This is a genomic window from Streptomyces sp. NPDC026538 (genome assembly GCF_055567535.1).
Window position 1 is genome coordinate 784,693 of the sequence record NZ_JBVHQG010000003.1, and the last position, 24,180, is coordinate 808,872.

The following is a 24,180-nucleotide window of genomic DNA, read 5'->3' on the forward strand; positions in this document are numbered from 1 at the left end:
CCCTTTAGGACGCGATCTGTCCTAAAGGGCCCGTAGCTTCGTCGGTGTCAGGGCAACACGATCCGAGGAAAGGCTGCCGGTCATGGTCACTCACGTTTCCGCCGAAGCACAGGGCGACGAGCGCGGAGCGCTGCTCGCCTTCATCGAGGAGCAGCGCGGCGGCATCCGCCGGGCACTGCTCGGCCTGACCGACGAGCAGGCGGCGAGCAGGCCCAGCGCCAGTGAGCTGACCCTGTCGGGCTTGCTCAAGCACGTCGCCGAGGTCGAGCAGAGCTGGATCGCCCGCGCCAAGCAGGAGCCGCCGGCGATCGAGCGCGACCAGTCGAACTGGCACGAGACCTTCCAGCTGGTCGGCGACGAGACGGTGGCCTCGCAGCTCGCCTACTGGGAGGAGGTCGCCGCCGAGACGGAGAAGTTCATCCGCTCCGTCCCCAGCCTCGACGACACCTTCCCGCTCCCGCCGCAGCCCTGGTTCCCGCCGGAGGGCCGGGTCTCCATGCGCTGGGTCTGCCTCCACCTGATCCGCGAGACCGCCCGCCACGCGGGCCATGCCGACATCATCCGCGAGTCCCTGGACGGGAAGACGGCCTTCGAGCTGGTGGCCCTGGAGCAGGCCTCCTAGCCGTTCTCGGCAGCTCCCAGCCGCCTTTGGCCGCTCTTGGCCGCTCCTAGTGGTGGAAGCTGGTGGCCGCGTCCTTGTCCCTGATCAAAGGATGCGGCTGCCGGCGCAGTTCGGGCAGCAGCCGGGTCAGGTCCTCCAGGAACAGCTCGGCCAGGTCCTTGGAGAAGCCGTTGCGGCACACCACCCGCAGCACGGACAGGTCCTCCCGGTTCGCCGGGAAGGTGTACGCCGGCACCAGCCAGCCGCTCTCCCGCAGCCGTCGGGAGACGTCGAAGACGTCGTACGACGTCACCTGGTCGGCGGTGGTGAAGGCGAACACGGGCAGCTCGTCGCCCCGGGTGAGGAGCCGGAAGTCGCCGAGCGCCTCGATGCGCTGGGCGAGCCCGGTGGCCACGTCCCGGGAGGCCTGCTGCACCGCGCGGTAGCCGTCCCGGCCGAGGCGCAGGAACGTGTAGTACTGCGCGACCACCTGGGCGCCGGGGCGGGAGAAGTTGAGGGCGAAGGTGGGCATGTCGCCGCCCAGGTAGTTGACCCGGAAGACCAGTTCCTCGGGCAGCGCCTGCTTGTCGCGCCACAGCGCCCAGCCGACGCCCGGGTAGACCAGGCCGTACTTGTGCCCGGAGGTGTTGATCGACGCCACCCGCGGCAGGCGGAAGTCCCACACCAGGTCCTCGTCCAGGAAGGGCGCGATCATCGCGCCGGACGCGCCGTCGACATGGACCGGGATGTCGAGGCCGGTGCGCTCCTGGAGGGCGTCCAGGGCGGCACAGAGGTCGGCGATCGGCTCGTACGACCCGTCGAAGGTGGAGCCGAGGATGCCGACCACCCCGATGGTGTTCTCGTCGCACAGCTCGGCGGCGGCCTGCGGGTCCAGGTGGTAGCGGTCCCCGTCCATGGGCACGAACCGGGCCTCCACCTCCCAGAAGTTGCAGAACTTCTCCCAGCAGACCTGGACGTTGATGCCCATGATCAGGTTCGGCCGGGCGGCGCCCGGATAGCGGTCGGCGTTGCGCTGCGCCCAGCGGCGCTTCATCGCCATCCCGGCCAGCATGCAGGCCTCGCTGGAGCCCGTCGTCGAACATCCGATGGTGCCGGCCGGATCCGGCGCGTTCCACAGGTCGGCGAGCATCGCCACACAGCGCTGCTCCAGCTCGGCGGTGCGCGGGTACTCGTCCTTGTCGATCATGTTCTTGTCGTCGCACTCCGCCATCAGGACACCGGCCTGCGGTTCCATCCAGGTGGTGACGAACGTGGCCAGATTCAGCCGGGCGTTGCCGTCCAGCATCAGCTCGTCGTGAACCAGCTGGTAGGCGGTCGAGGGCGGCAGTGGGCCGTCCGGCAGCCGGTGCGTGGGCGGCGCCTCGGCCATGCCGGCGACCGGGTTCGCCTCACCGAAGAACGGGTTGACGGACACGGAGCGGTCGCGGTGCTTCCCGGATCCTTTGTGGAGCGGCATGACAGGTGTGCCTCCTAGAGCAGTTTCACAAGGTTCAGCGCAGGGCCGTGCCGTCCGCCCTCAGTTGCATCTTCGGCCGTCCGGTCACCAGCAGCCAGGCGGGCAGCGACGCGATGCACAGCAGGGCGAGGATCGTCGTCGAGGCCACGAGCACGGAGGCCGTGAACAGGCTCACCCAGCCCTGCCTGGTGATCGCCAACAGCATGCCCAGCACGCCTGCCGCCACGCCCACCGAGGGCTGGACGGCGGGCACCAGGGCGTGGGCGCACAGCCCGAGGGCCGCGCCGATGAAAACCGACGGAAAGATCCGGCCACCGCGGAAACCGCAGGAGGCGGCCACCAGCAGCGCGGCCAGCTTGACGACCGTCATCACCGCGTACTGGCCCGCCGACCAGCCCGACGGGTTCTTCGCCAGTTCCGCGACCTCGGCCAGCCCCTTGAAGAGCGTCAGATGGCCGCCCAGCGCGCTTAGCAGGCCGAGGACCACGCCGCCGGCCGGCAGGGCCACCATCGGGTGTCCGAGGCGCAGGAAGGCCCCGTGGACGTACGGCAGGGCGTAGACGGCGAGCATGCCGAGCAGCGCGGCCACGGGGGCGATCACCAGAGCCGCCAGCAGGTCGGGCCAGCGCAGCCTGCCGACCGCGGGCAGCCCGAGGTCCAGGGTCGGACGGGCCACCAGGGCGGTCGTCATCGCACCCGCGCCGGCCGCCATCAGCGGCCCGAAGAGGTTGTCCCACAGCGCCCCCTTCAGCGGCTTCCCGGCCAGCGCCTCGGAGATCACCAGGGCCGCCGCCACCGGCGTACCGAACAGCGCGCCCAGGGTCGCCGCATCGGCCAGCGCGGGCCACAGCGAGCCCGGCATCCGGGGCATCGCGAGGCGCCCCAGCCACAACGCCAGCCCCACGTTCACGGCGATGATCGGGTTCTCGGGACCGAGACTCGGGCCACCGGCCAGCATCAGCACGGTCGCCAGCAGCAGCCCCGGCAGGACGACGGGCGGCAGCGCCACCGCCTCCAGGCCCAGGGTGGCCGGATCGGGCCCCGCGTGCCCCGGCACCTTCCACACCACCAGCCCGACGGCCACGCCGGTCGCGGTCAGCATCACCAGCATCCACAGCACCGAGTAGCGCCCGATGCCGAGCGCGTTGGGCAGGTTGTTCCAGAGCACGTGCTGCAACCGCTCCGCCAGCGAGCTCACGACCAGGTACAGCAGGCTGCTGCCGACCCCGACGACCAGGGCGGGCACGATCAGCGGCAGCAGGGCACGCGCGGGGGCCGAGGGCGGGGTGGGGAGCGCCTGTCGCGCGGTGTCCTGGGCCACGGCCCCACCATAAGCGGGCAAAACCGACACAACATCCCGGCGGAATCGGGCGTCGGGAGGCCCCGAACCCAGCCGACTTGCACCTCACGTGACGTGAGGACCCAAGGTGGAGCCCGGAAAGGAGCGGAAGTGAGCTACTCCGTAGGACAGGTCGCCCGATTCGCCGGCGTCACCGTGCGCACCCTGCACCACTACGACGAGATCGGCCTGCTGGTCCCGGGCGAGCGCAGCCCCGCCGGGCACCGGCGGTACGGCGACGCCGACCTCGACCGGCTGCAGCGGATCCTGTTCTACCGGGAGCTCGGCTTCCCGCTCGACGAGGTCGCGGCGCTGCTCGACGACCCGGACGCGGATCCGCGCGCGCACCTGCGCCGCCGGCACGAACTGCTGACCGCCCGGATCGAGAAGCTGCGGAAGATGGCCGCGGCCGTGGAGCACGCCATGGAGGCACGCAGGATGGGCATCAACCTCACCCCCGAGGAACGCTTCGAGGTCTTCGGCGACAAGGACCCCGAGCAGTACGCCGAGGAGGCCGAGCAGCGCTGGGGCGGCACCGACGCCTACGCCGAGTCGCAGCGCCGGGCCGCCCGCTACACCAAGGCGGACTGGCAGCGGATGAAGGCCGAGGTCGACGACTGGGGCGAGCGTTACGCCGCCCTGGTGAACGAGGCCGAGCCGCCGACCGGCACACGGGCCATGGACATGGCCGAGGAACACCGGCGGCACATCTCGGCCTGGTTCTACGACTGCCCGTACGAGATGCACCGCTGCCTCGCCGGGATGTACGTGTCCGACGAGCGCTTCAAGGCGTTCTACGACTCGATGGCCCCGGGCCTGGCCGAGCACCTGAAGGCGGCGATCGAGGCGAACGCGGCGCGGCACACGACGTGACCCGGCGTCCGGCCGGGCCTCGTCGGGCCGGGCCCTGTCGAGCCGGGTCTCGTCGGGTCAGGCCCTGTCGGGCTGGTCGAGTCTTTCGACGATGACGGCCGTGCCGTACGCGCACACCTCGGTGCCCGCGTCCGCCGCCTCCGTCACGTCGAACCGGAAGGCCAGCACGGCGTTGGCGCCACGCGCGCGTGCCTGCTCCACCAGCCGCTCCATGGCCTGGGTGCGGGTCTGGACGAGCGTCTTCGTCAGCCCCTTCAGCTCACCGCCGATCATCGACTTCAGACCCGCGCCGATCTGACTGCCCAGGTGCCGGGAGCGCACGGTCAGTCCGAAGACCTCGCCCATGACCTCCCGCACCCGGTACCCGGGAACGTCGTTCGTGGTGACCACCAGCACATCGGGACGGGGTCCCTGACCGCCGCCGTATTCTTCGATACCCATGTCCACAGCCATTCCCCAGGGCAGGCACAGTGCATCCAGGTTCCACCGGTGGAACCTGGGGTGGACACATTGCGTTGATAGTTTTGTGCGGCCGCACAAGGAACCCGCTGTGCCTTCACCCCACAGGAGCCCGGAACCGTGATGACGCTCGCCCTCGGCCCGAGCTGGCTGGATCCGAACAACCTTCTCGACTCGTTCGGCATCTGGGGTCTGCTCCTGGTGGTCTTCGCCGAGTCCGGCCTTCTGATCGGCTTCTTCCTGCCGGGTGACTCCCTCCTGTTCACCTGCGGCCTGCTGATCACCTCGAACAAGCTGGACTTCCCCCTGTGGGGTGCCATCGCCCTGATCTGCGTCGCCGCGATCCTCGGCGACCAGGCGGGCTACATGTTCGGCAAGAAGGTCGGCCCGACGCTCTTCAACCGCCCGAACTCCCGCCTCTTCAAGCAGGAGAACGTCGCCAAGGCGCACGAGTTCTTCGAGAAGCACGGCCCGAAGTCCCTGATCCTGGCCCGCTTCGTGCCGGTGATCCGCACGTTCACGCCGATCATCGCCGGCGTCAGCGGCATGGCCTACCGCTCGTTCCTGGTGTTCAACGTCATCGGCGGTGTCCTCTGGGGCGCCGGTGTCACCCTGCTCGGCTCCTGGCTCGGCAAGATCGACGTCGTCAAGAACAACATCGAGGCGATCCTGATCCTGATCGTCCTCGTCTCGGTGATCCCGATCGCCATCGAGTTCCTGCGGGCCCGTGCGAAGAGCAAGAAGGCGACGCCGGCGGAGCAGCCGCTCCAGCAGTACCCCGCCCCGCCGTTGACGGACGACGCGACGACCCAGCTCCGCAGGATCGAGCCGACGTACACCCCGCAACAGCCCCACCAGCAGTACGGCCAGCCCCAGCCCCAGCGGCAGCCGCAGTACGGCCAGCCGCAGCCCCAGCCGCAGTACGGCCAGCCGCAGCCCCAGCCGCAGTACGGCCAGCCCCAGCCTCAGTACGGCCAGCAGCAGCCGTACTACGACCAGAACGGCTACGACCAGAACGGCTACGACCAGAACGATTACGGCCAGGGCGGCTATGGCCACAACGGCTACGGCCAGCAGGAGAACCCGTACAGCGAGGACCACCACCGAGCGCCGTAAGCGGCAGGACCCTACTTTTCGGGGCGCGGGGAACTGCGCGATCAACCCCCACAAGCCTGCGGTCGCGCACGGACCGATGTGCCCCCTGAGGCGCTCAGAACCCCCGCGTCCGCTTCGCGGCCCTGCGCTTGCCGGCGGAACCCACCCGCAGCCCCAGCCGCGAGATCTCCGAACCCAGGTTGACCCCGATGGCGATGGCCATGGCGAGCGACGCCGCCTTGGCCAGCGACACCAGCCCCTTGTCGACCTCGTTCTGCGCCATCGACAGCAGCCCGAAGTAGGTCGCCGACCCCGGCAGCAGGGGCCCGATCGCCGCGGTCGTGTACGGCAGCGCGGAAGCGAACCGGTACCGCGACAGCAGCTGCCCGAACAGCCCCACCAGCCCGGCCGCCGCGGCCGTGGAGGCGACCGGTGAGATCCCGCCGGCGTAGTGCATCGCGCCGTAGACGCACCAGGCCACACCACCGTTGAGGGTCACGGCCAGCACGGTGGATCGTTCCTGCTGGAGCAGCACGGCGAAGGTCAGCGACAGCACCATCGACGCGGCGATCTGCAGCAGCGGCCGCTCGGAGCCGATCAGCGTCGCGTCGGGGTTGAGCCGGCCGCCCAGCTTCACGCCGAAGTACAGGACCGTCAGCACCCCGATGACGATGCCGACGAAGAAGTACATGACCTCCAGCAGCCGCGCGGAGGCGGTGATGTAGAAGCCGGTGAGCCCGTCCTGGACGCCCGCGACCAGCGCCCGCCCGGGCAGCAGCGCGAAGAGTCCACCGGTGACGACGGCGGACGCCGCGACATCCACGTGGGCGAGCGCGAAGGCCACCCCGATCGCGGCCGGCGGCATCGCGGCGATCATGAACTGGTAGAACTCCGGCAGCCCCCGCCCCGCGCACAGCCACGCCAGCCGGTCGCCGAGCATCGCGCCGATCGCGGCCGCCACGAACACCAGGAAGTCACCGCCGACCAGCACCGAGGCGGCCCCGGCGAGCAGCCCGCTCGCGCCGGTCAGCGCCCAGCCGGGGTACGGGTGCCGGTTGCGGCGGATCTCCGCGAGCCGCCGGTAGGCCTCCTCCAGGGAGACATGGGTCTCGGGGTCGGTGAGGTCGTCCACGAGCCGGAAGACGGCGGCCAGCCGCGTGTAGTCGGTCCCGCGCCGCCGCACCGTCCGGGACGCCGTCACCGGGTCGTCGACCAGCGAGGGCTGGTAGGAGATGGCCAGCAGCGTGAAGGTGACGTTCGGCTCGCAGCGGTCGAGTCCGTACGACCGGCAGACCGCGAACATCGCGGCCTCCACGTCCTCCGCGCCCTCGCCGCCGGCCAGCAGCAACTCCCCGATCCGCAGCGTCAGGTCGAGCACGCGCGGGACGGCAGGGCCGCCCTCCTCGGCCTTCTGCACCGGCTCCGGCGCCGGCCGCTCGGTCACCGGCATGCGCAGCATCGTGCGCATCCGGTCCTGCCAGGGCGCGTCCTTGACGAGACTGACCGTGGGGAATCCGGAAGCGGGCGTGAAGGCGGTCGGGGCGTCGTAGGCGCTGTAGGTGCTCGGCATGGTGAACGCCGAGCCCTCCGGCTCGCCGGACGCCTGCTGCGGCGTCGCCAGCCCCTTAGGTACCACGAACTCGGACGTGGTCTCGGGCTCGACGCCGGCCTCGGGAACCGCGATGCCCGCCGGAACGGCGAACTCGGACGTGATCTCCGGGTCGTACCGCGCCTCGTCCGACCGGGGCTTGCGGTCCTCCTCCTCGGTCACCGTCGTAACGCTCCCTGAACGACAATTTCACGTACGCCTCAGTATGCGCATGACCACTCAGCGGCCACCAAAAACCGGCCCGCGCGGGCCGGTGGAGATCCGGCGAACACCCGGTGGACACGAAAAACGGGCCGCACGCACGCGTGAGGCCCGTTTCCCGTGCGCGGACTGGCTCAGTGGCCGCCCGTCTCCTTGAAGCGCTTGTACGACCGCTCGATCTCCAACTCGGCGTCGGTGCGGCCCACCCAGTTGGCGCCCTCGACGGACTTGCCGGGCTCCAGGTCCTTGTAGACCTCGAAGAAGTGCTGGATCTCCAGGCGGTCGAACTCCGACACGTGGTGGATGTCGCGCAGGTGCTCCACGCGCGGGTCGGTGGCCGGGACGCACAGCAGCTTGTCGTCGCCGCCCGCCTCGTCCGTCATCCGGAACATGCCGATCGCGCGGCACTTGATGAGGCAGCCCGGGAACGTCGGCTCGTCAAGAATGACCAGCGCGTCCAGCGGGTCGCCGTCCTCGCCGAGGGTGTTCTCGACGAATCCGTAGTCGGTCGGGTAAGCGGTCGAGGTGAAGAGACGACGGTCCAGGCGGATCCGACCGGTCTCGTGGTCCACCTCGTACTTGTTCCGCGAACCCTTCGGGATCTCGATCGTGACGTCGAACTCCACCGGTGGCTCCTCCATGATCAACACATAGTTCTGGTGGTTAAGTGTCCCTCACGCAGGTGTGTGATCGCGAAAGGGGCTGGTGGTCGTGCCAGAGCTGAGGCCTTGGCAGTCCGCGAAACCGCGTGTGCGGAAGATCGCGGGTGCCGTGCGACCGGGTCTGGCACGCGTGGTGACCGCCACGAAACCGCAGGTCAAGCGGTTGGGGCGAGCAGTCGGACCGCAGCTGGCACGCATCACGCGTGCACGGGGACCCCGGCCGGCCACCCTGGTCCGCACCCCTCGTCCCCGGAACCTCAGGACCTGGCAGTACACGGCGGGCGCCGCCACGGCGGGGCTCGCGCTGGCCGCCGGTGTGGTGACCGCGGCGGGCCCCTGGGACGCCAACGGTCAGCGTACGGCCGAGCGGGACCGGGCCGCCGCTCCGGAACGGACGGGTGGCGCAGATCACGGTGCCGGCACCGCCGTGGGAGAGCCGAGTCCCGCGCCCAGCGCCGGATCCGTCCTGACGGGCCTGGGCGCCGCCATGAACACCGTGAAGTCGGCGCCGAGCGGAGAACCCGCGGGAATCTCCGGAACGGCCGTCACGGACCTCCTGGGGCCCCTTCTGGACTCCTCGGCGCTCGGCGCCACCCGCACCGCCGTGGTCGTCGACGTGGCCACCGGCAGGCGGCTCTACGGCGCCGGCGCCGACACGGCCCTCACCCCCGCCTCCACCACCAAGATCGCCACCGCCGTCGCCGCCCTCTCCGCCCTCGGTCCCGACCACCGCATCACCACGCGCGTGGCCCTCGAACCCGGCACCAGGGAGGTCGTCCTGGTCGGCGGCGGCGACCCCACCCTGACCGCCCGCAAGGACACGGGCGGCTGGGCCGGCCTGCGCACCCTCGCCACCGAGACGGCGAGATCGCTGACCGCGCGGGGCATCAAACAGATCACGCTCTCGTACGACACCACGCTCTACAGCGGCCCCGACCTGCACCCCATCGGGGTCAACGACAACATCGCGCGCGTGAGCCCCCTCATGGCCGACGAGGCCCGCACCGACGGCTCCGCCAACGGCCCCGCGATCCGGGTGAGCGACCCGGCGGCCGACGCGGCACGGAAGTTCGCAGGCTTCCTGACCGACGCCGGCATCAAGACCTCGTCGCCCGGTACCTCCAAGGCGAGCAGCCGGGCCGACACCCTCGCCACCGTCTCCTCGCCTCCGCTGTCCGCGATCGTCGAGCGCATGCTGACCAACAGCGACAACGACATCGCCGAGGCCCTGGCCCGCCAGACGGCACTGGCGAGCGGCCGGCCGGCCAGTTTCGCCGGGGGAGCGGCCGCCATCCACGCCCAACTGGCCCAGCTGGGCCTGCCGATGACCGGCGCCTCCTTCCACGACGGCAGCGGCCTGAACCGCGACGACCGGCTGACGGCGAACCTGCTCACCGCCCTGCTCGTCAAGGCCGCCGACGCGGACCGGCCGGGCCTGCGTCCGGTCCTCACCGGCCTGCCCGTGGCCGGGTTCACGGGCACCCTGAGCACGCGTTACACGGACGGCGCGGCAGGCGTCGTACGCGCGAAGACCGGCACCCTGACCGGGGTCAACACCCTGGCGGGCACGCTCGTGGACAAGGACGGCCGCCTGCTGGCGTTCGCCTTTCTCGCGGCGGACACCACGAGTCCGCAGGAGGCCCAGGAGGCACTGGACCGGACGGCGACGGCGCTGGCAGGCCTGTGAACCGCGGCGCCCGGCCGGCGCCGACGCACGCCCGCATCGGCCGGCGCAAGCACCACCAACCCCGCCCACCGCACAAATCAGCCGCACCTTCACCAACCTCCACGGCCTGCCCCAAGTGGGAGCGCTAACGTACGGTTGACGCATGACGAGCATCGGTGGCGCTGCTTCTTCTGGGATGGTCGACTGGAATCTCGCGGTGGCGACCGCGACCCGGCTCGTGCGGCCGGGCCCCGAGGTGAGCCGCGACGAGGCCCGGGCCATCGTCGCGGAGCTGCGGCGGCACGCGAAGGCCTCGGAGGAACACGTCCGGGGCTTCACTCGTATGGGGAACGACGACATCCACGACACCCCCGTCCTGGTGGTGGACCGCCCGGGCTGGGTGAAGGCCAACGTCGCCGGGTTCCGTGAACTCCTCAAGCCGCTGCTGGACAAGATGCAGGAGCGGCGGGCCGGCAGTCCGGGCGGCGCGGTACTCGGTGCGGTCGGCGGCAAGGTCACCGGCGTGGAACTCGGCATGCTGCTGTCGTTCCTGTCCTCCCGGGTGCTCGGCCAGTACGAGACCTTCGCCCCCGCCTCCCGCGACCTTCCCGCGGACGAGCACGGCGGCGGACGGCTGCTGCTGGTCGCCCCGAACATCGTCCACGTGGAGCGCGAACTCGACGTACAGCCCCACGACTTCCGCCTGTGGGTGTGCCTGCACGAGGAGACCCACCGCACCCAGTTCACGGCGGTGCCCTGGCTGCGCGCCCACCTGGAGGGCGAGATCCAGGGATTCCTGTCGGAGACCGACGTCGACCCGATGACCGTCCTCGAACGGGTCCGGGACGCCGCCCAGTCGCTCGCCGGGGGCCGCCCGGATGCCGAGGAGGACGACGGCGGACGGTCGTTCGTCGAGCTGGTGCAGACCCCGGCCCAGCGCGAGATCCTCGGCCGGCTGACCGCCGTCATGTCCCTCCTGGAGGGCCACGCCGACTTCGTCATGGACGGGGTGGGACCGTCGGTCGTACCGACCGTCGCCGAGATCCGCGAGAAGTTCCAGCAGCGGCGGGCCAAGGGCGCCTCCCGGCTGGACATGACCCTGCGCAAGCTGCTCGGCCTGGACGCCAAGCTCCGGCAGTACCGGGACGGCGAGCGGTTCGTGCGGGCCGTCGTAGAACAGGTCGGCATGGACGGCTTCAACCGGGTGTGGACCTCCCCCAACACCCTGCCCACGAAGGCCGAGATCGCCAAACCGGCGGACTGGGTCGCGCGGGTGCATCGCAAGGCCGAGTCGTGAACCGACCGGGGGCGTGGTGAATCGGATCCCGCCGACGGCAGGCGAACGCCCCTCCAATCACCCGTCCGAGGGACCGTGAGCGATGGGTAGGCGTGCGATGCTCGGGGAACGGCCCGTTTCTGTCACCATCTACATACTCTGAGTGACCGATCTCGGGTTCACCCCCCGAAAACTTCATGAAGGGAACCGGACATGGGTCCCCATCCTGCGGTCGCGGCGATACGCCTGGCGGTCCGCCGCGTCCTCCACGACGTCCTCACCGACAACAGTTCCTACAGCCGTACCACCGGTGAACGCGCCGGTGGGCGCATCGTCGCGCGCCTCACGCGCCCCGTCGGAGACATCCCGGAACAGTCACCGAACGAGCGGCCCCCCTCCCCGCTCGTCCTCGTGGCATGCTCCGGCGGCGCCGACTCGATGGCGCTCGCCTCCGCCCTCGCCTTCGAGGCCCCCAAACTCGGCGTCCGCGCGGGCGGCATCACCGTCGACCACGGCCTGCAGCCCGGCTCCGACCTGCGGGCCGAAGAAGTCGTCCTGAGGCTGCGCGAACTCGGCCTGGACCCGGTCGAGTCGATCACCGTGACCGTCGGCCGCGACGGCGGCCCCGAGGCCGCCGCCCGGGACGCCCGCTACGCCGCCCTGGACGCCGCCGCCGAGCGGCACGGCGCCACCGCGGTCCTGCTCGGCCACACCAGGGACGACCAGGCCGAAACCGTCCTGCTCGGCCTCGCCCGCGGCTCGGGCATCCGCTCCCTGTCCGGAATGGCCGCGGTCTCGGGGGCCGGCGGCCGTTACCGTCGCCCGTTCCTCCAGCTGGACCGGCAGACCGCCCGCAAGGCCTGCATGGTCCAGTCCCTGCCGGTCTGGGACGACCCGCACAACGCGGACCCGGCCTACACCCGCTCCCGGCTCCGCCACGAGGGCCTGCCCGCCCTGGAGAAGGCCCTGGGCAAGGGCGTCGTCGAGGCTCTGGCCCGCACCGCCCAGCTCTCCCGCGACGACGCCGACGCCCTCGACACCTGGGCCAGCCAGGCCGAGGCCTCCGTACGGGACGCGGCGGGTCAGCTGGAGTGCGCCAAGCTCTACGCCCTGCCGCCCGCCGTCCGCCGCCGGATCCTGCGCCGGGCGGCCATCGAGGCGGGCGCACCGGCCGGTTCGCTCTTCGCCCGGCACATCGAGGAAGTCGACCGGTTGATCACCGGCTGGCGCGGTCAGGGAGTCATCAATCTCCCCGGCAAGGTCGTCGCCCAGCGTCAGGGTGGCAGACTGGTGATCCGGCAAGGCTGATTCCGTACCCCCCGGGGTCCGGGCTCCGCCGGTGGGACGACCGAAAGTGATGCGGGTGGACGCGAAAGACATGGGTGCCGACCTTCAGCGGGTACTCATCACCAAGGAAGAGATCGACGCGAAGCTGGTCGAGCTGGCCGCGAAGATCGACGCGGAGTACGCGGGCAAGGACCTGCTCATCGTCGGCGTCCTCAAGGGCGCCGTGATGGTCATGGCCGACCTCGCCCGGGCGCTGTCCACCCCCGTCACCATGGACTGGATGGCCGTGTCCTCCTACGGCGCGGGCACCCAGTCCTCCGGTGTGGTGCGGATCCTCAAGGACCTCGACACCGACATCAAGGGCAAGCACGTCCTGATCGTCGAGGACATCATCGACTCCGGACTGACCCTGTCCTGGCTGATCAACAACCTCGGCTCCCGCGAGCCCGAGACCCTGAAGATCTGCACCCTGCTGCGCAAGCCGGACGCGGCCAAGGTCGCCATCGACGTCGAGTGGGTCGGGTTCGACATCCCCAACGAGTTCGTCGTCGGCTACGGCCTCGACTACGCCGAGAAGTACCGCAATCTCCCGTTCGTCGGTACGCTCGCGCCCCACGTCTACGGCGGCTGAACCCCGGCTGATACGCCGGAGGGTCCACTTACGTAAGACGATCGGGAACCCCAGCGGGTTTCGCGCCGTTGGAGCATGCAGAGACGGGTTTGCCAGCCGTCCGAGCCCGCTCCGTGCGGCTTCGGGTAGTCATGCTGGGGTACCGTCAGAAGAACTGTCTTATCAAACTCACTATGGCAGGAGGGACGGGGCGACACCGCTCCGTATGGATGGACGTGAAGCGATACTTCCGTGGGCCGGTCATGTGGATCGTGCTGGCCGTCCTTGCCGTGGTCGTGTTGATGCAGGTCGTCGGCTCGTCCGGCGGCTACAAGACGGTGGACACCGGCCAGGTCGTGGCGGCGATCAACGACAACAAGGTGGAATCGGCGAAGCTGACCACCGGTGACGAGCAGACCATCAAGGTCACGCTCAAGGACGGTCAGAAGGTCGACGGCAGCTCGAAGATCCAGGCGAGCTACATCGGCGACCAGGGCGTGACCATCGCCAACACGCTGCAGACCAAGTACCAGGACAAGCAGATCCCCGACGGTTACACCGTCTCGCCGACCAAGCAGAACGCTTTCGTCGGTGTCCTGCTCTCCCTGCTCCCCTTCGTCCTCATCGTGGTCGTCTTCCTGTTCCTGATGAATCAGATGCAGGGCGGCGGCTCCCGGGTCATGAACTTCGGCAAGTCCAAGGCGAAGCTCATCACCAAGGACACCCCGAAGACGACGTTCTCGGACGTCGCGGGCTGTGACGAGGCCGTCGAGGAGCTCCACGAGATCAAGGAATTCCTCCAGGAGCCGGCCAAGTTCCAGGCGGTCGGCGCCAAGATCCCCAAGGGCGTGCTCCTCTACGGCCGTCCCGGCACCGGCAAGACGCTGCTCGCGCGTGCCGTCGCCGGCGAGGCGGGGGTGCCCTTCTACTCGATCTCCGGTTCCGACTTCGTCGAGATGTTCGTCGGTGTCGGTGCCTCCCGGGTCCGCGACCTCTTCGAGCAGGCCAAGGCGAACGCCCCGGCGATCGTCTTCGTCGACGAGATCGACGCGGTCGGCCGTCATCGCGGCGCCGGCCTCGGCGGCGGTCACGACGAGCGCGAGCAGACCCTGAACCAGCTGCTCGTCGAGATGGACGGCTTCGACGTCAAGGGCGGTGTGATTCTCATCGCCGCGACGAACCGGCCCGACATCCTCGACCCGGCGCTGCTGCGCCCCGGCCGTTTCGACCGTCAGATCGCGGTCGACCCGCCGGACCTGCAGGGCCGTCTGGAGATCCTCAAGGTCCACCAGAAGGGCAAGCCGGTCGCGCCCGACGTCGACCTCGCGGCGGTCGCCCGCCGCACGCCGGGCTTCACCGGCGCGGACCTGTCGAACGTGCTGAACGAGGCGGCGCTGCTCACGGCCCGCAGCGACCGCAAGCTCATCGACAACCAGATGCTCGACGAGGCGATCGACCGTGTGGTCGCGGGCCCGCAGAAGCGGACCCGGATCATGTCGGACAAGGAGAAGAAGATCACCGCGTACCACGAGGGCGGTCACGCCCTGGTCGCGGCGGCTTCCCCCAACTCCGACCCGGTCCACAAGATCACGATCTTGTCCCGTGGCCGGGCCCTCGGCTACACGATGGTCCTGCCGGACGAGGACAAGTACTCGACCACGCGCAACGAGATGCTCGACCAGCTCGCCTACATGCTGGGCGGCCGCGCGGCCGAGGAACTGGTCTTCCACGACCCGACCACCGGCGCCGCCAACGACATCGAGAAGGCCACGGCCACCGCCCGCGCGATGGTCACGCAGTACGGCATGACCGAGCGTCTCGGCGCGATCAAGTTCGGCGGCGACAACACCGAGCCCTTCCTCGGCCGTGAGATGTCCCACCAGCGCGACTACTCGGAAGAGGTCGCCGCCCTGGTGGACGAGGAAGTCAAGAAGCTCATCGAGAACGCGCACAACGAGGCCTGGGAGATCCTGGTCGAGAACCGCGACGTCCTCGACAACCTGGTGCTCCAGCTCCTGGAGAAGGAGACCCTGGGCAAGGAGGAGATCGCCGAGATCTTCGCCGCGATCCACAAGCGGCCCGCGCGGCCCGCGTGGACCGGCTCCTCCCGCCGTACGCCGTCCACCCGCCCGCCGGTGCTCTCCCCGAAGGAGCTCGCACTGACCAACGGGGCGAACGGCGCGACGCCGGCGATCAGCACGGCGAAGTCCACGGCGGCCGAGTCCGCCCCGGCGGTCGAGAAGGCCCCGGAGGACCGTCCCGAGAGCTGAGTCACACCGGTCTCACCCGGCTCGGAATGGATGCCGCGCCCCCCAGGATCTAGCCTGGGGGGCGCGGCTTTTCGGTATGCCCGCATATGAGGCGCGTGACCCACAGGCGCCCCCCCAAGGAACGAGGCACCTCAGATGACCGACCCCGTGACGCTGGACGGCGAGGGCACCATCGGCGAATTCGATGAGAAACGTGCCGAGAACGCCGTACGCGAACTCCTGATCGCGGTCGGCGAGGACCCCGACCGTGAGGGGCTCCGGGAGACTCCGGCGCGGGTGGCGCGGGCGTACCGCGAGCTGCTGGCGGGGAACCACCAGCAGCCCGAAGAGGTCCTGACGACGACCTTCGATCTCGGGCACGACGAGATGGTCCTGGTCAAGGACATCGAGATCGTCAGCCTGTGCGAGCACCACATGCTGCCGTTCCACGGCGTCGCCCACGTCGGCTACATCCCGGCGGAGACCGGCAAGATCACGGGACTGTCGAAGCTGGCCCGCCTGGTCGAGGTGTTCGCACGCCGTCTCCAAGTGCAGGAGCGGCTCACCACGCAGGTCGCCGACTCCCTGATGCGCATCCTGGAGGCCCGGGGTGTGATCGTCGTCATCGAGGCGGAGCACATGTGCATGTCGGTCCGGGGGATCCGCAAGCCGGGTGCCAAGACGACGACGTCGGCGGTCCGCGGCCAGCTCCGGGACGCCACGACGCGCGCCGAGGCGATGAGCCTGATACTGGCCCGCTGACCCGCCCGGGCGGGGCTCAGGCGGCCGGCTCGGCTCCGCTGTGGTGGTTGTCGTCGTCCTCCGGGAGCTTGCACACCCGCTCCAGGAACATCGCCGCCGCTATGACACCGATGCCGGCGACCACCGAGAAGGCCGCGTAGAGGGCCTGGTCGCGGCGGGCGGGGAGGTCGAGGAGTTCCAGCAGGAAGGCGCCCGTGCCGCCGTACATGCCGGAGACCAGGGCCGCGACCAGGGCGCTGGCCTGGCCGAAGACGACCGCGCGGGCGGCCATCAGGGGATCGACACCCTTGGCACCAGGGCGACGCTCGCGCTGGGCCCGGAGACGGGCGCGCAGCGAGAGTGCCGTGGCGAGCAGTACCACGGCGATCAGGGCGAGGACGATCGGGGCGGCCACCGGCACGCTGGGCAGGGTCCCCACCGCGTTCCACAGGCGGGCCCCCGCCCAGGACAGCACCCCGGCCACGACGAACACGCCGGCCAGCACCCTGATCCGCAGCTCTTTCACTGTCTTCCTTCAGCTCCCCCGCAGCGATGTGGTCGTGTCGACCTTAACGACTACTCGGGCAGTCGGAGTTCCAGGTCCGCACGTGGTTCCACACCGTGCCGGGTGACGGCCGCCAGCAACTCGGCGACCGTGCCACGGCCGGGCACCCGGGCCTCGGGGTCGACGTCGTACCAGGGCGCCAGCACGAAGGCACGCTCGTGGGCACGCGGATGCGGCAGGGTGAGCTGCGGATCGTCGGAGACGACGTCCGCGTAGGCGACGATGTCGACGTCCAGGGTGCGCGGGCCCCAGTGCTCGTCCCGCACCCGGTTGAACGCCTCCTCCACCGCGTGCGCCCGCTCCAGCAGCGAGGACGGCGGGAGGGTGGTCTTCAGCACCACGATCGCGTTGTAGTACGTCGGCTGGCTGCCGGGGTCGACGCCCCACGGCTCCGTCTCGTACACCGGCGACACGGCCTTGATGCGGACGCCCGGGGTGTCCTCCAGGGCGTCGATCGCGCCCTGCAGGGTCTCCAGGCGGTTGCCGAGATTGGAGCCGAGGGCGACCACGGCTCGCTTCGGGTTGGAGAGGGTGGTGTCGGCGGCGTCGACCTGTTCGACGACGGAGGCGGGCACCGGCTGGACGGTCGGGTCGCTGGGACCCCGCAGGGAGGATGCGGTCATACTCGGCTCCGGGTGATGGTGACGGTGACGTCGTCGAAGGGGACCGTGATGGGCGCGTCCGGTTTGTGGACCTGGACCTCGACCTCTCTTACCCCCTCGTGCTTGAGGCAGACCTGGGCGATCCGCTCGGCGAGCGTCTCGATCAGGTTCACCGGCTCCCCCTCGACCACGGCGACGACCTCTTCGGCCACCACGCCGTAGTGCACGGTCTTCGTCAGGTCGTCGTCGGCCGCCGCCGGCCGGGTGTCCAGGCCAAGGACGACGTCCACGAGGAAGGTCTGGCCCTCCTCGCGCTCCTTGGGGAAGACACCGTGGTGCCCGCGGGCCTTCAGGCCGCGCAGCGCGACACGATCCACGCGAATCACTCCTGCAATCGTCGGTAACGGCGAGGCCGCATCGCGTGCGGGCGATCGACCGGCCTCAGACGAATCTACCTGCGGGCACTGACATAGCCGGGTCACGGGGCGGCGGCCCGCGCCGGGTGCTCCAGGGTTCATCGCGTGTTTTCCCTGGAGAACCCGGCGGCTCACGGGCCGGTAGCCGCACCTACCGGTGAGTTCGTGATTCCAGCCACTTCTTGGGCCACGCGGGACCGTACGGGCCTCGGCGGACGGCGGTTGGACGGCGGCGGACCGGCTGGACGGCTCGGGGGCGCGGGTCTCACGAGGCGGGGCTCAGGAGGGCGGGTCTCAGGAGGGCGTGTCGTCGTCCTCGTCCTCGTCCGTCTCCGACAGCACCGGGGAGGCGTGGTGGGACCAGAGCTTCCAGCCGTCCGGGGTACGCCGGAACACGTTCGTGGCGACGACCAGCTGCCCCACCAGCGGGCCGAGCTCCTGCCCGCCCGTGGGGGCCGGGCCGCCGCTGAGGATGTTCTCCGTGCAGGTCACCAGGGCGGTGTCGCCGGTGACCGAGACATGCACGTCGGTCAGGAAGAACTGGATGTAGTCGGTGTTCGCCATGATCAGCGCGTACGACCGCAGGACCTCACCACGGCCGGTCAGCACCGGCCAGCCCGGGTGCACACAGGAGACCACGCCGGTGTCCGCCGGATCGTGGTACTCCTCGTCGACGCCCAGGTCGGCGGGGGTGAGCCAGAGGCCGGACACCGCCTCGAAATCGGCCCGCTCCACTGCCTCGTAGAAGGCGGTGTTGGCGGCCTCGACCTGCTCGACGTCCGTATGGGGGGCGCTCACCGGGCTCCCTCTGCGCGGTGGGGAGCGTCCTGCTGGGCGTGCGAGGCGTGCGGGGCCTGGGGAGCTTGCGAGGCCTGGGGGGCCGGGGGCGCCTGCAGGGCGTGCGAGGCGTGCGCACCCGGCGCGTCCCCTCCTGTGCGCGCCCCCTCTATCGCGCGTGCGACCCGTACCGCGTCCGCCGTGGCGCGCACCTCGTGCACACGCACCGCCCACGCCCCGGCGTGCGCCGCGAGCGCGGAGACGGCGGCCGTCGCCGCGTCGCGCTCCCGGGCCGGCGGAGGCGCTCCCTCGGGTCCGGCCAGGACCCGGCCGAGGAACCGCTTGCGGGAGGCGGCGACGAGCACCGGGTGCCCCAGGGCGTGCAGCCGGTCGAGGTGGGCGAGCAGGGTCAGGTCGTGCTCGGAGTCCTTGGAGAAGCCGAGGCCGGGGTCGACGACGATGCGGTCGGGAGAGACGCCGCCGGCCAGGACCGCGTCCACGCGTGCGTGCAGTTCGTCGAGGACCTCGGCGACGACGTCGTCGTATACGCCCCTGACGTTGCCGCCGTCCAGGAAGCCCCGCCAGTGCATGACGACGAAGGGGGCGCCCGCCTCGGCGACGACCGGGATCATGTCGGCGTCGGCGAGGCCGCCGCTGACGTCGTTGACGAGGGCCGCGCCGGCCGCGAGGGCCTGCCGGGCGACGGAGGCCCGCATGGTGTCGACGGAGACGACGACGCCTTCGGCGGCGAGGCCGCGGACCACGGGGATGACACGGCGCAGTTCCTCGTCCTCGTCGACGCGGGTGGCGCCGGGGCGGGTGGACTCACCGCCGACGTCGACGAGGTCGGCGCCCGCGGTGACGAGGTCGAGGCCGTGCTTGACGGCGATCGTCGTGTCGAACCAGCGGCCGCCGTCGGAGAAGGAGTCGGGGGTGACGTTCACGACCCCCATGACCGCGCACCGGTCCCATGCCGGAAGCCCTGCCACCTGGCCACGTCCGCTGTGGTTGCTCATACGTTCAGCGTAGGCCCAGGAAACGGCGGGCCTGCCGGGTGGCCTTCGGGCAGGCCCGAGCGGGGCCCCGGGCTGGAGGGGGGAGGGGCGCCCGCTCGGGCCGGTCGTGGGGTCAGGCCGCTCGTATGCCCTGCTCGGCGACGCCGTGGGGGCAGGGGCGGGCGGCCGGGGTGCTGCGGCGCAGGAAGCGCGGCAGCGGAAGGGCGAGGTTGACGAAGCCCTCGGCCTGCATGGCGGCGAGGCCGATCCGCGGCAGGTCGCCGGAGGCCCGGTAGACCACGAAGCGCGGCTCCCAGCGCGGCTGGAACTTCGCGTTGAACTTGTAGAGCGACTCGATCTGGAACCAGCGCGACAGGAAGACCAGCAGCCCGCGCCAGGCGCGCAGCACCGGGCCCGCGCCGATCTTCTCGCCCCGCGCGAGCGCCGAGCGGAACATCGCGAAGTTGAGCGAGATCCGGGCGATGCCCAGCTTCGGGGCGGCCTGGAGGGCGGCCACGATGAGCAGTTCGTTCATCCCGGGGTCGGCCGCCCGGTCGCGGCGCATCAGGTCCAGGGAGACGCCGTCGGTGCCCCAGGGCACGAAGTGCAGGATCGCCTTGAGGTCGCCGTAGGGACCGGGGGTCTCGTCGGCCTTGTGGGCGGTGGCGATCAGGCAGTCGCCGTCGGCGGCGTCGCCGATGCGGCCCAGGGCCATCGAGAAGCCGCGCTCGGTGTCGGTACCGCGCCAGTCCTCCGCCGCCCGGCGGATGCGGTCCAGTTCGGCCTCGCCGAGGTCACGGATGCGCCGCACCCGGGTTTCGTAGCCGGCCCGCTCGATGCGCTTGACCATCTGGCGCACGTTGCGCATCGCGCGTCCGGCGAGCGAGAAATCCGCTACGTCCACCACCGCCTCGTCGCCCAGTTCGAGGGCGTCCAGGCCGGTCTCCCGGGTCCACACCTCGCCGCCCGTCTCCGAGCAGCCCATCACGGCGGGGGTCCAGGAGTGGGCCTTGGCCTCGTCCATGAAGCGTTCGATGGCGCCGGGCCAGGCCTCGACGTCGCCGATCGGGTCGCCGCTGGCGAGCATCACGCCGGAGACGACGCGGTACGTCACCGCCGCCTTGCCGCTGGGCGAGAAGACGACCGCCTTGTCGCGGCGGAGCGCGAAGTGGCCGAGGGAGTCACGGGCGCCGTGCTTCTCCAGGAGGGCGCGCAGCCCGGCCTCGTCCTCCTCGGTGAGGTGGGCGGCTGGGTGTTCGGGGCGGAAGGCGAGGTAGATGGTGGTGACCGCGGTGATCAGGCCGAGGGCGCCGAGCGAGAAGGCGACCGTCCAGGAGGTGGACCCCTCGTAGTCGACGGGGCCCTCGAAGCCGAACAGTCCGTACAGGACGTGGGTGATGCGGTCGGCCAGGCTCGGGTCGCCGATCGTGCGCTTCGGGTGGGCACTGACGATGACCAGCCCGAGCGCCAGCGAACCGGCGCTCATGAGCACGAAGTTGGCGAGCGCCCGCCACCGGCTGCGCGGGTCGGGCAGCGCCTTGAACTCGCTCCGGTGGATCACCAGGGGCACGAACAGCGCCAGTGAGATCAGGGCCCCGATGACCGAGTGCCGGTACACGAACTGCGACACGGCGCCGGCCGGCAGGAGCGCGACCGCGGCCCGCCACGCCCGGCGCTTGCGCCGCCTGAGCCCGTGCGCGAGCAGCAGCAACAACACGCCGACGCTGAGCGAGAGCGCGGCGGCGAACGGCCCCAGCGACCCGGGCAGCACCTCGGCCATGGCGTGCATACGGCTGTGCCGGAAGCGCGGGAACACACCCGCGGCGATGTCCAGGACGCCTACGACCGCGCACGCCCTGCCGACCAGAGCGGGGACCGCCTCAGGGCGCGGACCACGGACTATGCGCCGCGCCCGGCTTGATCGGCCCGGAACCCCGCCCGACATTTCCCCATCTATCCTGACAGACATCGCATCCCGTAGTTCTGCGAGAGACCTTGAATCCGGGCCCGATTCGGGCATCCGGCGACATTGCGCCCTCTAGGACGGTGTCTCGGGGGGAGAGGTTCACTCCCCATCGGAAAGCCGGGTCAAAGGCCAAGGAAAGTCCGGGGCAAGCCTCGCTGAAAGCGGCGGTCGTCACGGGGGAAAGCGCAGGCAGGGAGCACCTCATGGGACTCACGAGCGATAAAACGCTGGCATTGGCGATCCTGTTCGCCGTACTGCTGTTCGCCGGCACGGTGTGGTTGTGGCCCCGGCTGTCCCGCCGGAACTGGCGGGCCGTCAGCGGTCGCGTCGGCCTTCTCCTGGCCACGCAGACGGTGCTCTTCGCATGCCTCGGGATAGCGGCCAACCAGTCCTTCGGTTTCTACGCCAGCTGGGCAGACCTGTTCGGCAGGGAGACGGACCAGGGTGTCGTCGTCGACCACGCGGTGGGCGGCGCGGGCGGCGGCCCGCTCCACGTGATCGCCACCTCCCGCGTGCACGGCGCCCCCGGTGTGCAGCCACAGTCGGCCGGTCAGATCCAGCAGGTCGACATCGTCGGCCGAACCACCCACATCGCCACGCCCGCCTACGTGTACCTGCCGCCGGAGTACTTCCAGCCGCAGTACCGCACCCGCACGTTCCCGGTGACGGTCGTCCTCACCGGCTACCCGGGCACCGCGCGGTCGCTCGTCGACAAACTGCACTACCCGCGTACGGCACAGCAACTGGCCAAGGACGGGCGGATGCGGCCGATGATCCTGGTGATGCTGCGGCCCACGGTCGCACCGCCCCGGGACACCGAGTGCGTGGACGTCCCGGGGGGCCCGCGGAGCGAGAGCTTCTTCGCCAAGGACCTGCCCGACGCCGTGGCCGCGCACTACAGGGTCGGCGGGAAGCCGGGACGCTGGGGGATCGTCGGCGACTCGACCGGCGGCTACTGCGCGCTCAAGCTGGCGATGCACCACCCCGGCGTGTACGCGGTCGGCGCAGGCCTGTCCCCGTACTACAAGGCGCCCGTCGACCCCACGACCGGTGATCTCTTCCAGGGCGACGGAGAACTCCGCGACCGCGCGAACCTGTGGTGGCTCCTCGGGCACCAACCCGCTCCGGACACGTCCTTGCTGGTCACCAGCAGCAGAATCGGAGAGACCAATTACAAGGACACGCTGAAATTCATCGCGCGCGTGCAGGCCACGAACCTGACCCGGATCTCGTCGATCATCCTCGACAGCGGCGGCCACAACTTCAACACCTGGCGCCGCGAGATCCCCGCGACGCTCCAGTGGATCAGCAGCCGGCTGAGCGACCGCTGAGCGCGGCCCCTGGCGACGCAATGCGAGGACTTCGTTGTCGCCGTGTTTTTACGGCCCGGGGCACCACGATTCGCCTACGCGCGGTAAGTTTCTGGCCATGCCACGTGGACGTCACCGTCATTCCCCGCCTTTGCACAGGCTGTTGCCTCCTTCGGCGATCGCCGGTGTCTCCCTCGTCTGCGCTCTGGGCCCCTGGTTGTTCTCCCAACCGACGGTGCTGCGCACGCTGGCCGCGATAGCCGCGGCGACCGCGGCCGTCGGCGCCGCCGTCATGCGCCGCTGGGACAGCGAGGCGGGCAAGCAGGTGGCCGACCTGTCACGCGCGCGTGCGAGTGACGAGTGGCGCCACGAGGAGCGGATCGCCGAGCTGGAGACCGACCTCGAGGAGTCGCGGGAGCTGCGCGCCAAGCTGGAGCAGCGACTGCGCGCGAAGCGGTCGGAGCTGGCGGGACTGCGCAACGAGCACGCGTCCCTGCTGCGTCGCTACGCCACGGCCGAGACCGAGCGCGCGAGTGCCCTGGAGGGCCGCCGCCTGCTGGAGATCGAGGCCACCGTGCCGTCGAACGCCCTGCCGGCCGCCCGGACCGCCGAGGAGGCGGAAGAGCCCGCGGAGGCGGCGGGCGTCGAGGAGCCGGAGGTCGAGGAGACGACCCCGGCGGTCTTCTCGCCGGAGGGTTCCAAGCTGTTCCTGCGGGCCAAGGTGGCATTGGCCCGCTTCGACGAGGGCGACGCACCGGCGGCCGACGCCGACGCCGACACCGAGGGCGCGACGGAGACGGCCGCCGCACCCGACGCGCCGAAGGGCGAGTCCGCACCGGAGGACGAGGAACAGGGGCAGCCCGAGGCGGTCGACGGGCACACGCGCGCGGCCGCCGTCACCACTGCCGAGCCGGCGGACACCACCCCGGCGCCTACGGAGGAGGACGCCCGCACCACGTCGGCACCGTCCGCCAACTCCGTGAAGCCCACCGGGCACTTCACCGTGCCGACCGCGGTGGCCGTGCTGCCGGCCGCGCCCATCCCGCGTCCGCTGGTCACCGGCGGCTTCGACTTCTTCGGCACCCAGAAGGGCTCGGCCGCCGGCGGGTTGGACTCCATGCACAACGAGGACCTCGCGGACGTCGTCGGCCAGGAGGCGCTCGCGCTCCACAAGGCCGAGTCCGAGGCCGAGTTCAAGCCCGCCGACCCGGAGACCCGGGGCGTCGGCCAGATCATCGACCTGACCGCGCACGACGAGACCGAGCAGATCAACCTCGGGGGCCTGCGCAGCGCAGCCTCCTGACCACCGCGACAACACCGCGCAAGCCGCGCCGATACTGAGCCGGTCCTGAGCCGGTCCTGAGCCGGGGCACCCGCCGGGTGCCCCGGCTCAGGCGTTCCGCT

At 70.8% G+C, this 24,180-nt stretch carries 22 protein-coding genes; 11 read left to right on the forward strand and 11 right to left on the reverse strand.

The genetic code is table 11. The annotated features are described in order from the left end of the window. The first annotated feature begins 82 nt into the window (after positions 1-82). Complete coding sequence (locus ACZ4N4_RS16590) at positions 83-622, forward strand: DinB family protein (RefSeq protein WP_453570107.1); 540 nt, start codon at positions 83-85, stop codon at positions 620-622. A 46-nt stretch (positions 623-668) separates the two neighbouring features. Here the strand turns inward: ACZ4N4_RS16590 and ACZ4N4_RS16595 are convergent, their stop codons facing one another. After that, the gene (locus tag ACZ4N4_RS16595; RefSeq protein WP_467588984.1) at positions 669-2,078 is read right to left on the reverse strand and encodes a glutamate decarboxylase; all 1,410 of its coding nucleotides are present in this window, start codon (positions 2,076-2,078) and stop codon (positions 669-671) included. Positions 2,079-2,112: 34 nt separating this feature from the next. Beyond that, the gene (locus tag ACZ4N4_RS16600) at positions 2,113-3,399 is read right to left on the reverse strand and encodes an ion channel protein (protein ID WP_467588986.1); all 1,287 of its coding nucleotides are present in this window, start codon (positions 3,397-3,399) and stop codon (positions 2,113-2,115) included. Positions 3,400-3,528: 129 nt separating this feature from the next. Between ACZ4N4_RS16600 and ACZ4N4_RS16605 the strand changes: the two genes are divergently transcribed. Beyond that, positions 3,529-4,290 (forward strand): MerR family transcriptional regulator, encoded by a 762-nt coding sequence (locus ACZ4N4_RS16605; protein WP_453570099.1) that lies wholly within the window; start codon positions 3,529-3,531, stop codon positions 4,288-4,290. A gap of 57 nt (positions 4,291-4,347) precedes the next feature. Here ACZ4N4_RS16605 and ACZ4N4_RS16610 read toward each other — a convergent pair whose 3' ends face one another. After that, positions 4,348-4,731 carry a YbjQ family protein gene (locus ACZ4N4_RS16610; protein ID WP_467588989.1) on the reverse strand — a complete coding sequence of 128 codons (384 nt, stop codon included), beginning with the start codon at positions 4,729-4,731 and terminating at the stop codon, positions 4,348-4,350. Positions 4,732-4,869: 138 nt separating this feature from the next. On the opposite strand from ACZ4N4_RS16610, the gene ACZ4N4_RS16615 reads away from it, so the two are divergent. Continuing rightward, positions 4,870-5,865: a DedA family protein gene (locus ACZ4N4_RS16615; RefSeq protein WP_467588991.1), complete on the forward strand. Its 996-nt coding sequence runs from the start codon at positions 4,870-4,872 to the stop codon at positions 5,863-5,865. 94 nt (positions 5,866-5,959) lie between these two features. Here ACZ4N4_RS16615 and ACZ4N4_RS16620 read toward each other — a convergent pair whose 3' ends face one another. Both ACZ4N4_RS16620 and ACZ4N4_RS16625 read right to left on the reverse strand, forming a co-directional pair. Then, positions 5,960-7,615, reverse strand: coding sequence for a threonine/serine exporter family protein (locus tag ACZ4N4_RS16620; RefSeq protein WP_453570090.1), 1,656 nt, complete (start codon positions 7,613-7,615; stop codon positions 5,960-5,962). 173 nt (positions 7,616-7,788) lie between these two features. Continuing rightward, positions 7,789-8,280: an inorganic diphosphatase gene (locus ACZ4N4_RS16625; RefSeq protein WP_020941402.1), complete on the reverse strand. Its 492-nt coding sequence runs from the start codon at positions 8,278-8,280 to the stop codon at positions 7,789-7,791. Between the two features lie 124 nt (positions 8,281-8,404). On the opposite strand from ACZ4N4_RS16625, the gene dacB reads away from it, so the two are divergent. The 6 genes from dacB (at position 8,405) to folE (ending at position 16,166) form a co-directional block, all read left to right on the forward strand. Then, a complete protein-coding gene (gene dacB / locus ACZ4N4_RS16630) occupies positions 8,405-10,003 on the forward strand; it encodes a D-alanyl-D-alanine carboxypeptidase/D-alanyl-D-alanine endopeptidase (protein WP_467588996.1) in 1,599 nt (532 codons plus the stop codon). Positions 10,004-10,145: 142 nt separating this feature from the next. Beyond that, positions 10,146-11,279, forward strand: a complete 1,134-nt coding sequence (locus ACZ4N4_RS16635; protein ID WP_453570085.1) for a zinc-dependent metalloprotease — start codon at positions 10,146-10,148, stop codon at positions 11,277-11,279. A 192-nt stretch (positions 11,280-11,471) separates the two neighbouring features. Then, entirely contained in the window at positions 11,472-12,566 is a 1,095-nt protein-coding gene (gene tilS, locus ACZ4N4_RS16640) for a tRNA lysidine(34) synthetase TilS (protein WP_453570083.1), read from the forward strand. 49 nt (positions 12,567-12,615) lie between these two features. Continuing rightward, complete coding sequence (gene hpt, locus ACZ4N4_RS16645; RefSeq protein WP_360492421.1) at positions 12,616-13,176, forward strand: hypoxanthine phosphoribosyltransferase; 561 nt, start codon at positions 12,616-12,618, stop codon at positions 13,174-13,176. 209 nt (positions 13,177-13,385) lie between these two features. Beyond that, positions 13,386-15,425 (forward strand): ATP-dependent zinc metalloprotease FtsH, encoded by a 2,040-nt coding sequence (gene ftsH, locus ACZ4N4_RS16650; protein WP_453570080.1) that lies wholly within the window; start codon positions 13,386-13,388, stop codon positions 15,423-15,425. A gap of 135 nt (positions 15,426-15,560) precedes the next feature. Then, positions 15,561-16,166, forward strand: a complete 606-nt coding sequence (gene folE / locus ACZ4N4_RS16655; protein ID WP_450761489.1) for a GTP cyclohydrolase I FolE — start codon at positions 15,561-15,563, stop codon at positions 16,164-16,166. Positions 16,167-16,182: 16 nt separating this feature from the next. Here the strand turns inward: folE and ACZ4N4_RS16660 are convergent, their stop codons facing one another. From ACZ4N4_RS16660 to ACZ4N4_RS16685, 6 genes are all read right to left on the reverse strand, one after another. Then, positions 16,183-16,671: a DUF3180 domain-containing protein gene (locus tag ACZ4N4_RS16660; RefSeq protein WP_467589001.1), complete on the reverse strand. Its 489-nt coding sequence runs from the start codon at positions 16,669-16,671 to the stop codon at positions 16,183-16,185. Between the two features lie 50 nt (positions 16,672-16,721). After that, on the reverse strand, positions 16,722-17,333 hold the full coding sequence (gene folK / locus ACZ4N4_RS16665) for a 2-amino-4-hydroxy-6-hydroxymethyldihydropteridine diphosphokinase (protein WP_453570077.1): 612 nt from the start codon (positions 17,331-17,333) through the stop codon (positions 16,722-16,724). After that, complete coding sequence (gene folB, locus ACZ4N4_RS16670) at positions 17,330-17,689, reverse strand: dihydroneopterin aldolase (RefSeq protein WP_351748877.1); 360 nt, start codon at positions 17,687-17,689, stop codon at positions 17,330-17,332. Before folB ends, folK begins: the two co-directional genes overlap by 4 nt. A 333-nt stretch (positions 17,690-18,022) precedes the next feature. Next, positions 18,023-18,526, reverse strand: coding sequence for a nuclear transport factor 2 family protein (locus tag ACZ4N4_RS16675; protein WP_360492231.1), 504 nt, complete (start codon positions 18,524-18,526; stop codon positions 18,023-18,025). Then, the gene (gene folP / locus ACZ4N4_RS16680) at positions 18,523-19,521 is read right to left on the reverse strand and encodes a dihydropteroate synthase (protein WP_467589005.1); all 999 of its coding nucleotides are present in this window, start codon (positions 19,519-19,521) and stop codon (positions 18,523-18,525) included. Before folP ends, ACZ4N4_RS16675 begins: the two co-directional genes overlap by 4 nt. A gap of 112 nt (positions 19,522-19,633) precedes the next feature. Next, on the reverse strand, positions 19,634-21,445 hold the full coding sequence (locus ACZ4N4_RS16685) for a phosphatidylglycerol lysyltransferase domain-containing protein (protein ID WP_453570073.1): 1,812 nt from the start codon (positions 21,443-21,445) through the stop codon (positions 19,634-19,636). 224 nt (positions 21,446-21,669) lie between these two features. Between ACZ4N4_RS16685 and ACZ4N4_RS16690 the strand changes: the two genes are divergently transcribed. Further along, positions 21,670-22,797 (forward strand): alpha/beta hydrolase, encoded by a 1,128-nt coding sequence (locus ACZ4N4_RS16690; protein WP_467589009.1) that lies wholly within the window; start codon positions 21,670-21,672, stop codon positions 22,795-22,797. 97 nt (positions 22,798-22,894) lie between these two features. Next, positions 22,895-24,079 carry a hypothetical protein gene (locus ACZ4N4_RS16695; RefSeq protein WP_467589012.1) on the forward strand — a complete coding sequence of 395 codons (1,185 nt, stop codon included), beginning with the start codon at positions 22,895-22,897 and terminating at the stop codon, positions 24,077-24,079. Positions 24,080-24,180: the final 101 nt, after the last annotated feature.

Coding starts and splice junctions, on each gene's coding strand:
- tilS (WP_453570083.1), top strand. CDS start 11,472: ATGGGTCCCCATCCTGCGGTCGCGGCGATACGCCTGGCGGTCCGCCGC.
- folE (WP_450761489.1), top strand. CDS start 15,561: ATGACCGACCCCGTGACGCTGGACGGCGAGGGCACCATCGGCGAATTC.
- ACZ4N4_RS16610 (WP_467588989.1), bottom strand. CDS start 4,731: ATGGGTATCGAAGAATACGGCGGCGGTCAGGGACCCCGTCCCGATGTG.
- ACZ4N4_RS16685 (WP_453570073.1), bottom strand. CDS start 21,445: ATGTCGGGCGGGGTTCCGGGCCGATCAAGCCGGGCGCGGCGCATAGTC.
- ACZ4N4_RS16590 (WP_453570107.1), top strand. CDS start 83: ATGGTCACTCACGTTTCCGCCGAAGCACAGGGCGACGAGCGCGGAGCG.
- folP (WP_467589005.1), bottom strand. CDS start 19,521: ATGAGCAACCACAGCGGACGTGGCCAGGTGGCAGGGCTTCCGGCATGG.
- ftsH (WP_453570080.1), top strand. CDS start 13,386: ATGGACGTGAAGCGATACTTCCGTGGGCCGGTCATGTGGATCGTGCTG.
- ACZ4N4_RS16695 (WP_467589012.1), top strand. CDS start 22,895: ATGCCACGTGGACGTCACCGTCATTCCCCGCCTTTGCACAGGCTGTTG.
- folK (WP_453570077.1), bottom strand. CDS start 17,333: ATGACCGCATCCTCCCTGCGGGGTCCCAGCGACCCGACCGTCCAGCCG.
- ACZ4N4_RS16635 (WP_453570085.1), top strand. CDS start 10,146: ATGACGAGCATCGGTGGCGCTGCTTCTTCTGGGATGGTCGACTGGAAT.
- hpt (WP_360492421.1), top strand. CDS start 12,616: ATGCGGGTGGACGCGAAAGACATGGGTGCCGACCTTCAGCGGGTACTC.
- ACZ4N4_RS16690 (WP_467589009.1), top strand. CDS start 21,670: ATGGGACTCACGAGCGATAAAACGCTGGCATTGGCGATCCTGTTCGCC.
- ACZ4N4_RS16595 (WP_467588984.1), bottom strand. CDS start 2,078: ATGCCGCTCCACAAAGGATCCGGGAAGCACCGCGACCGCTCCGTGTCC.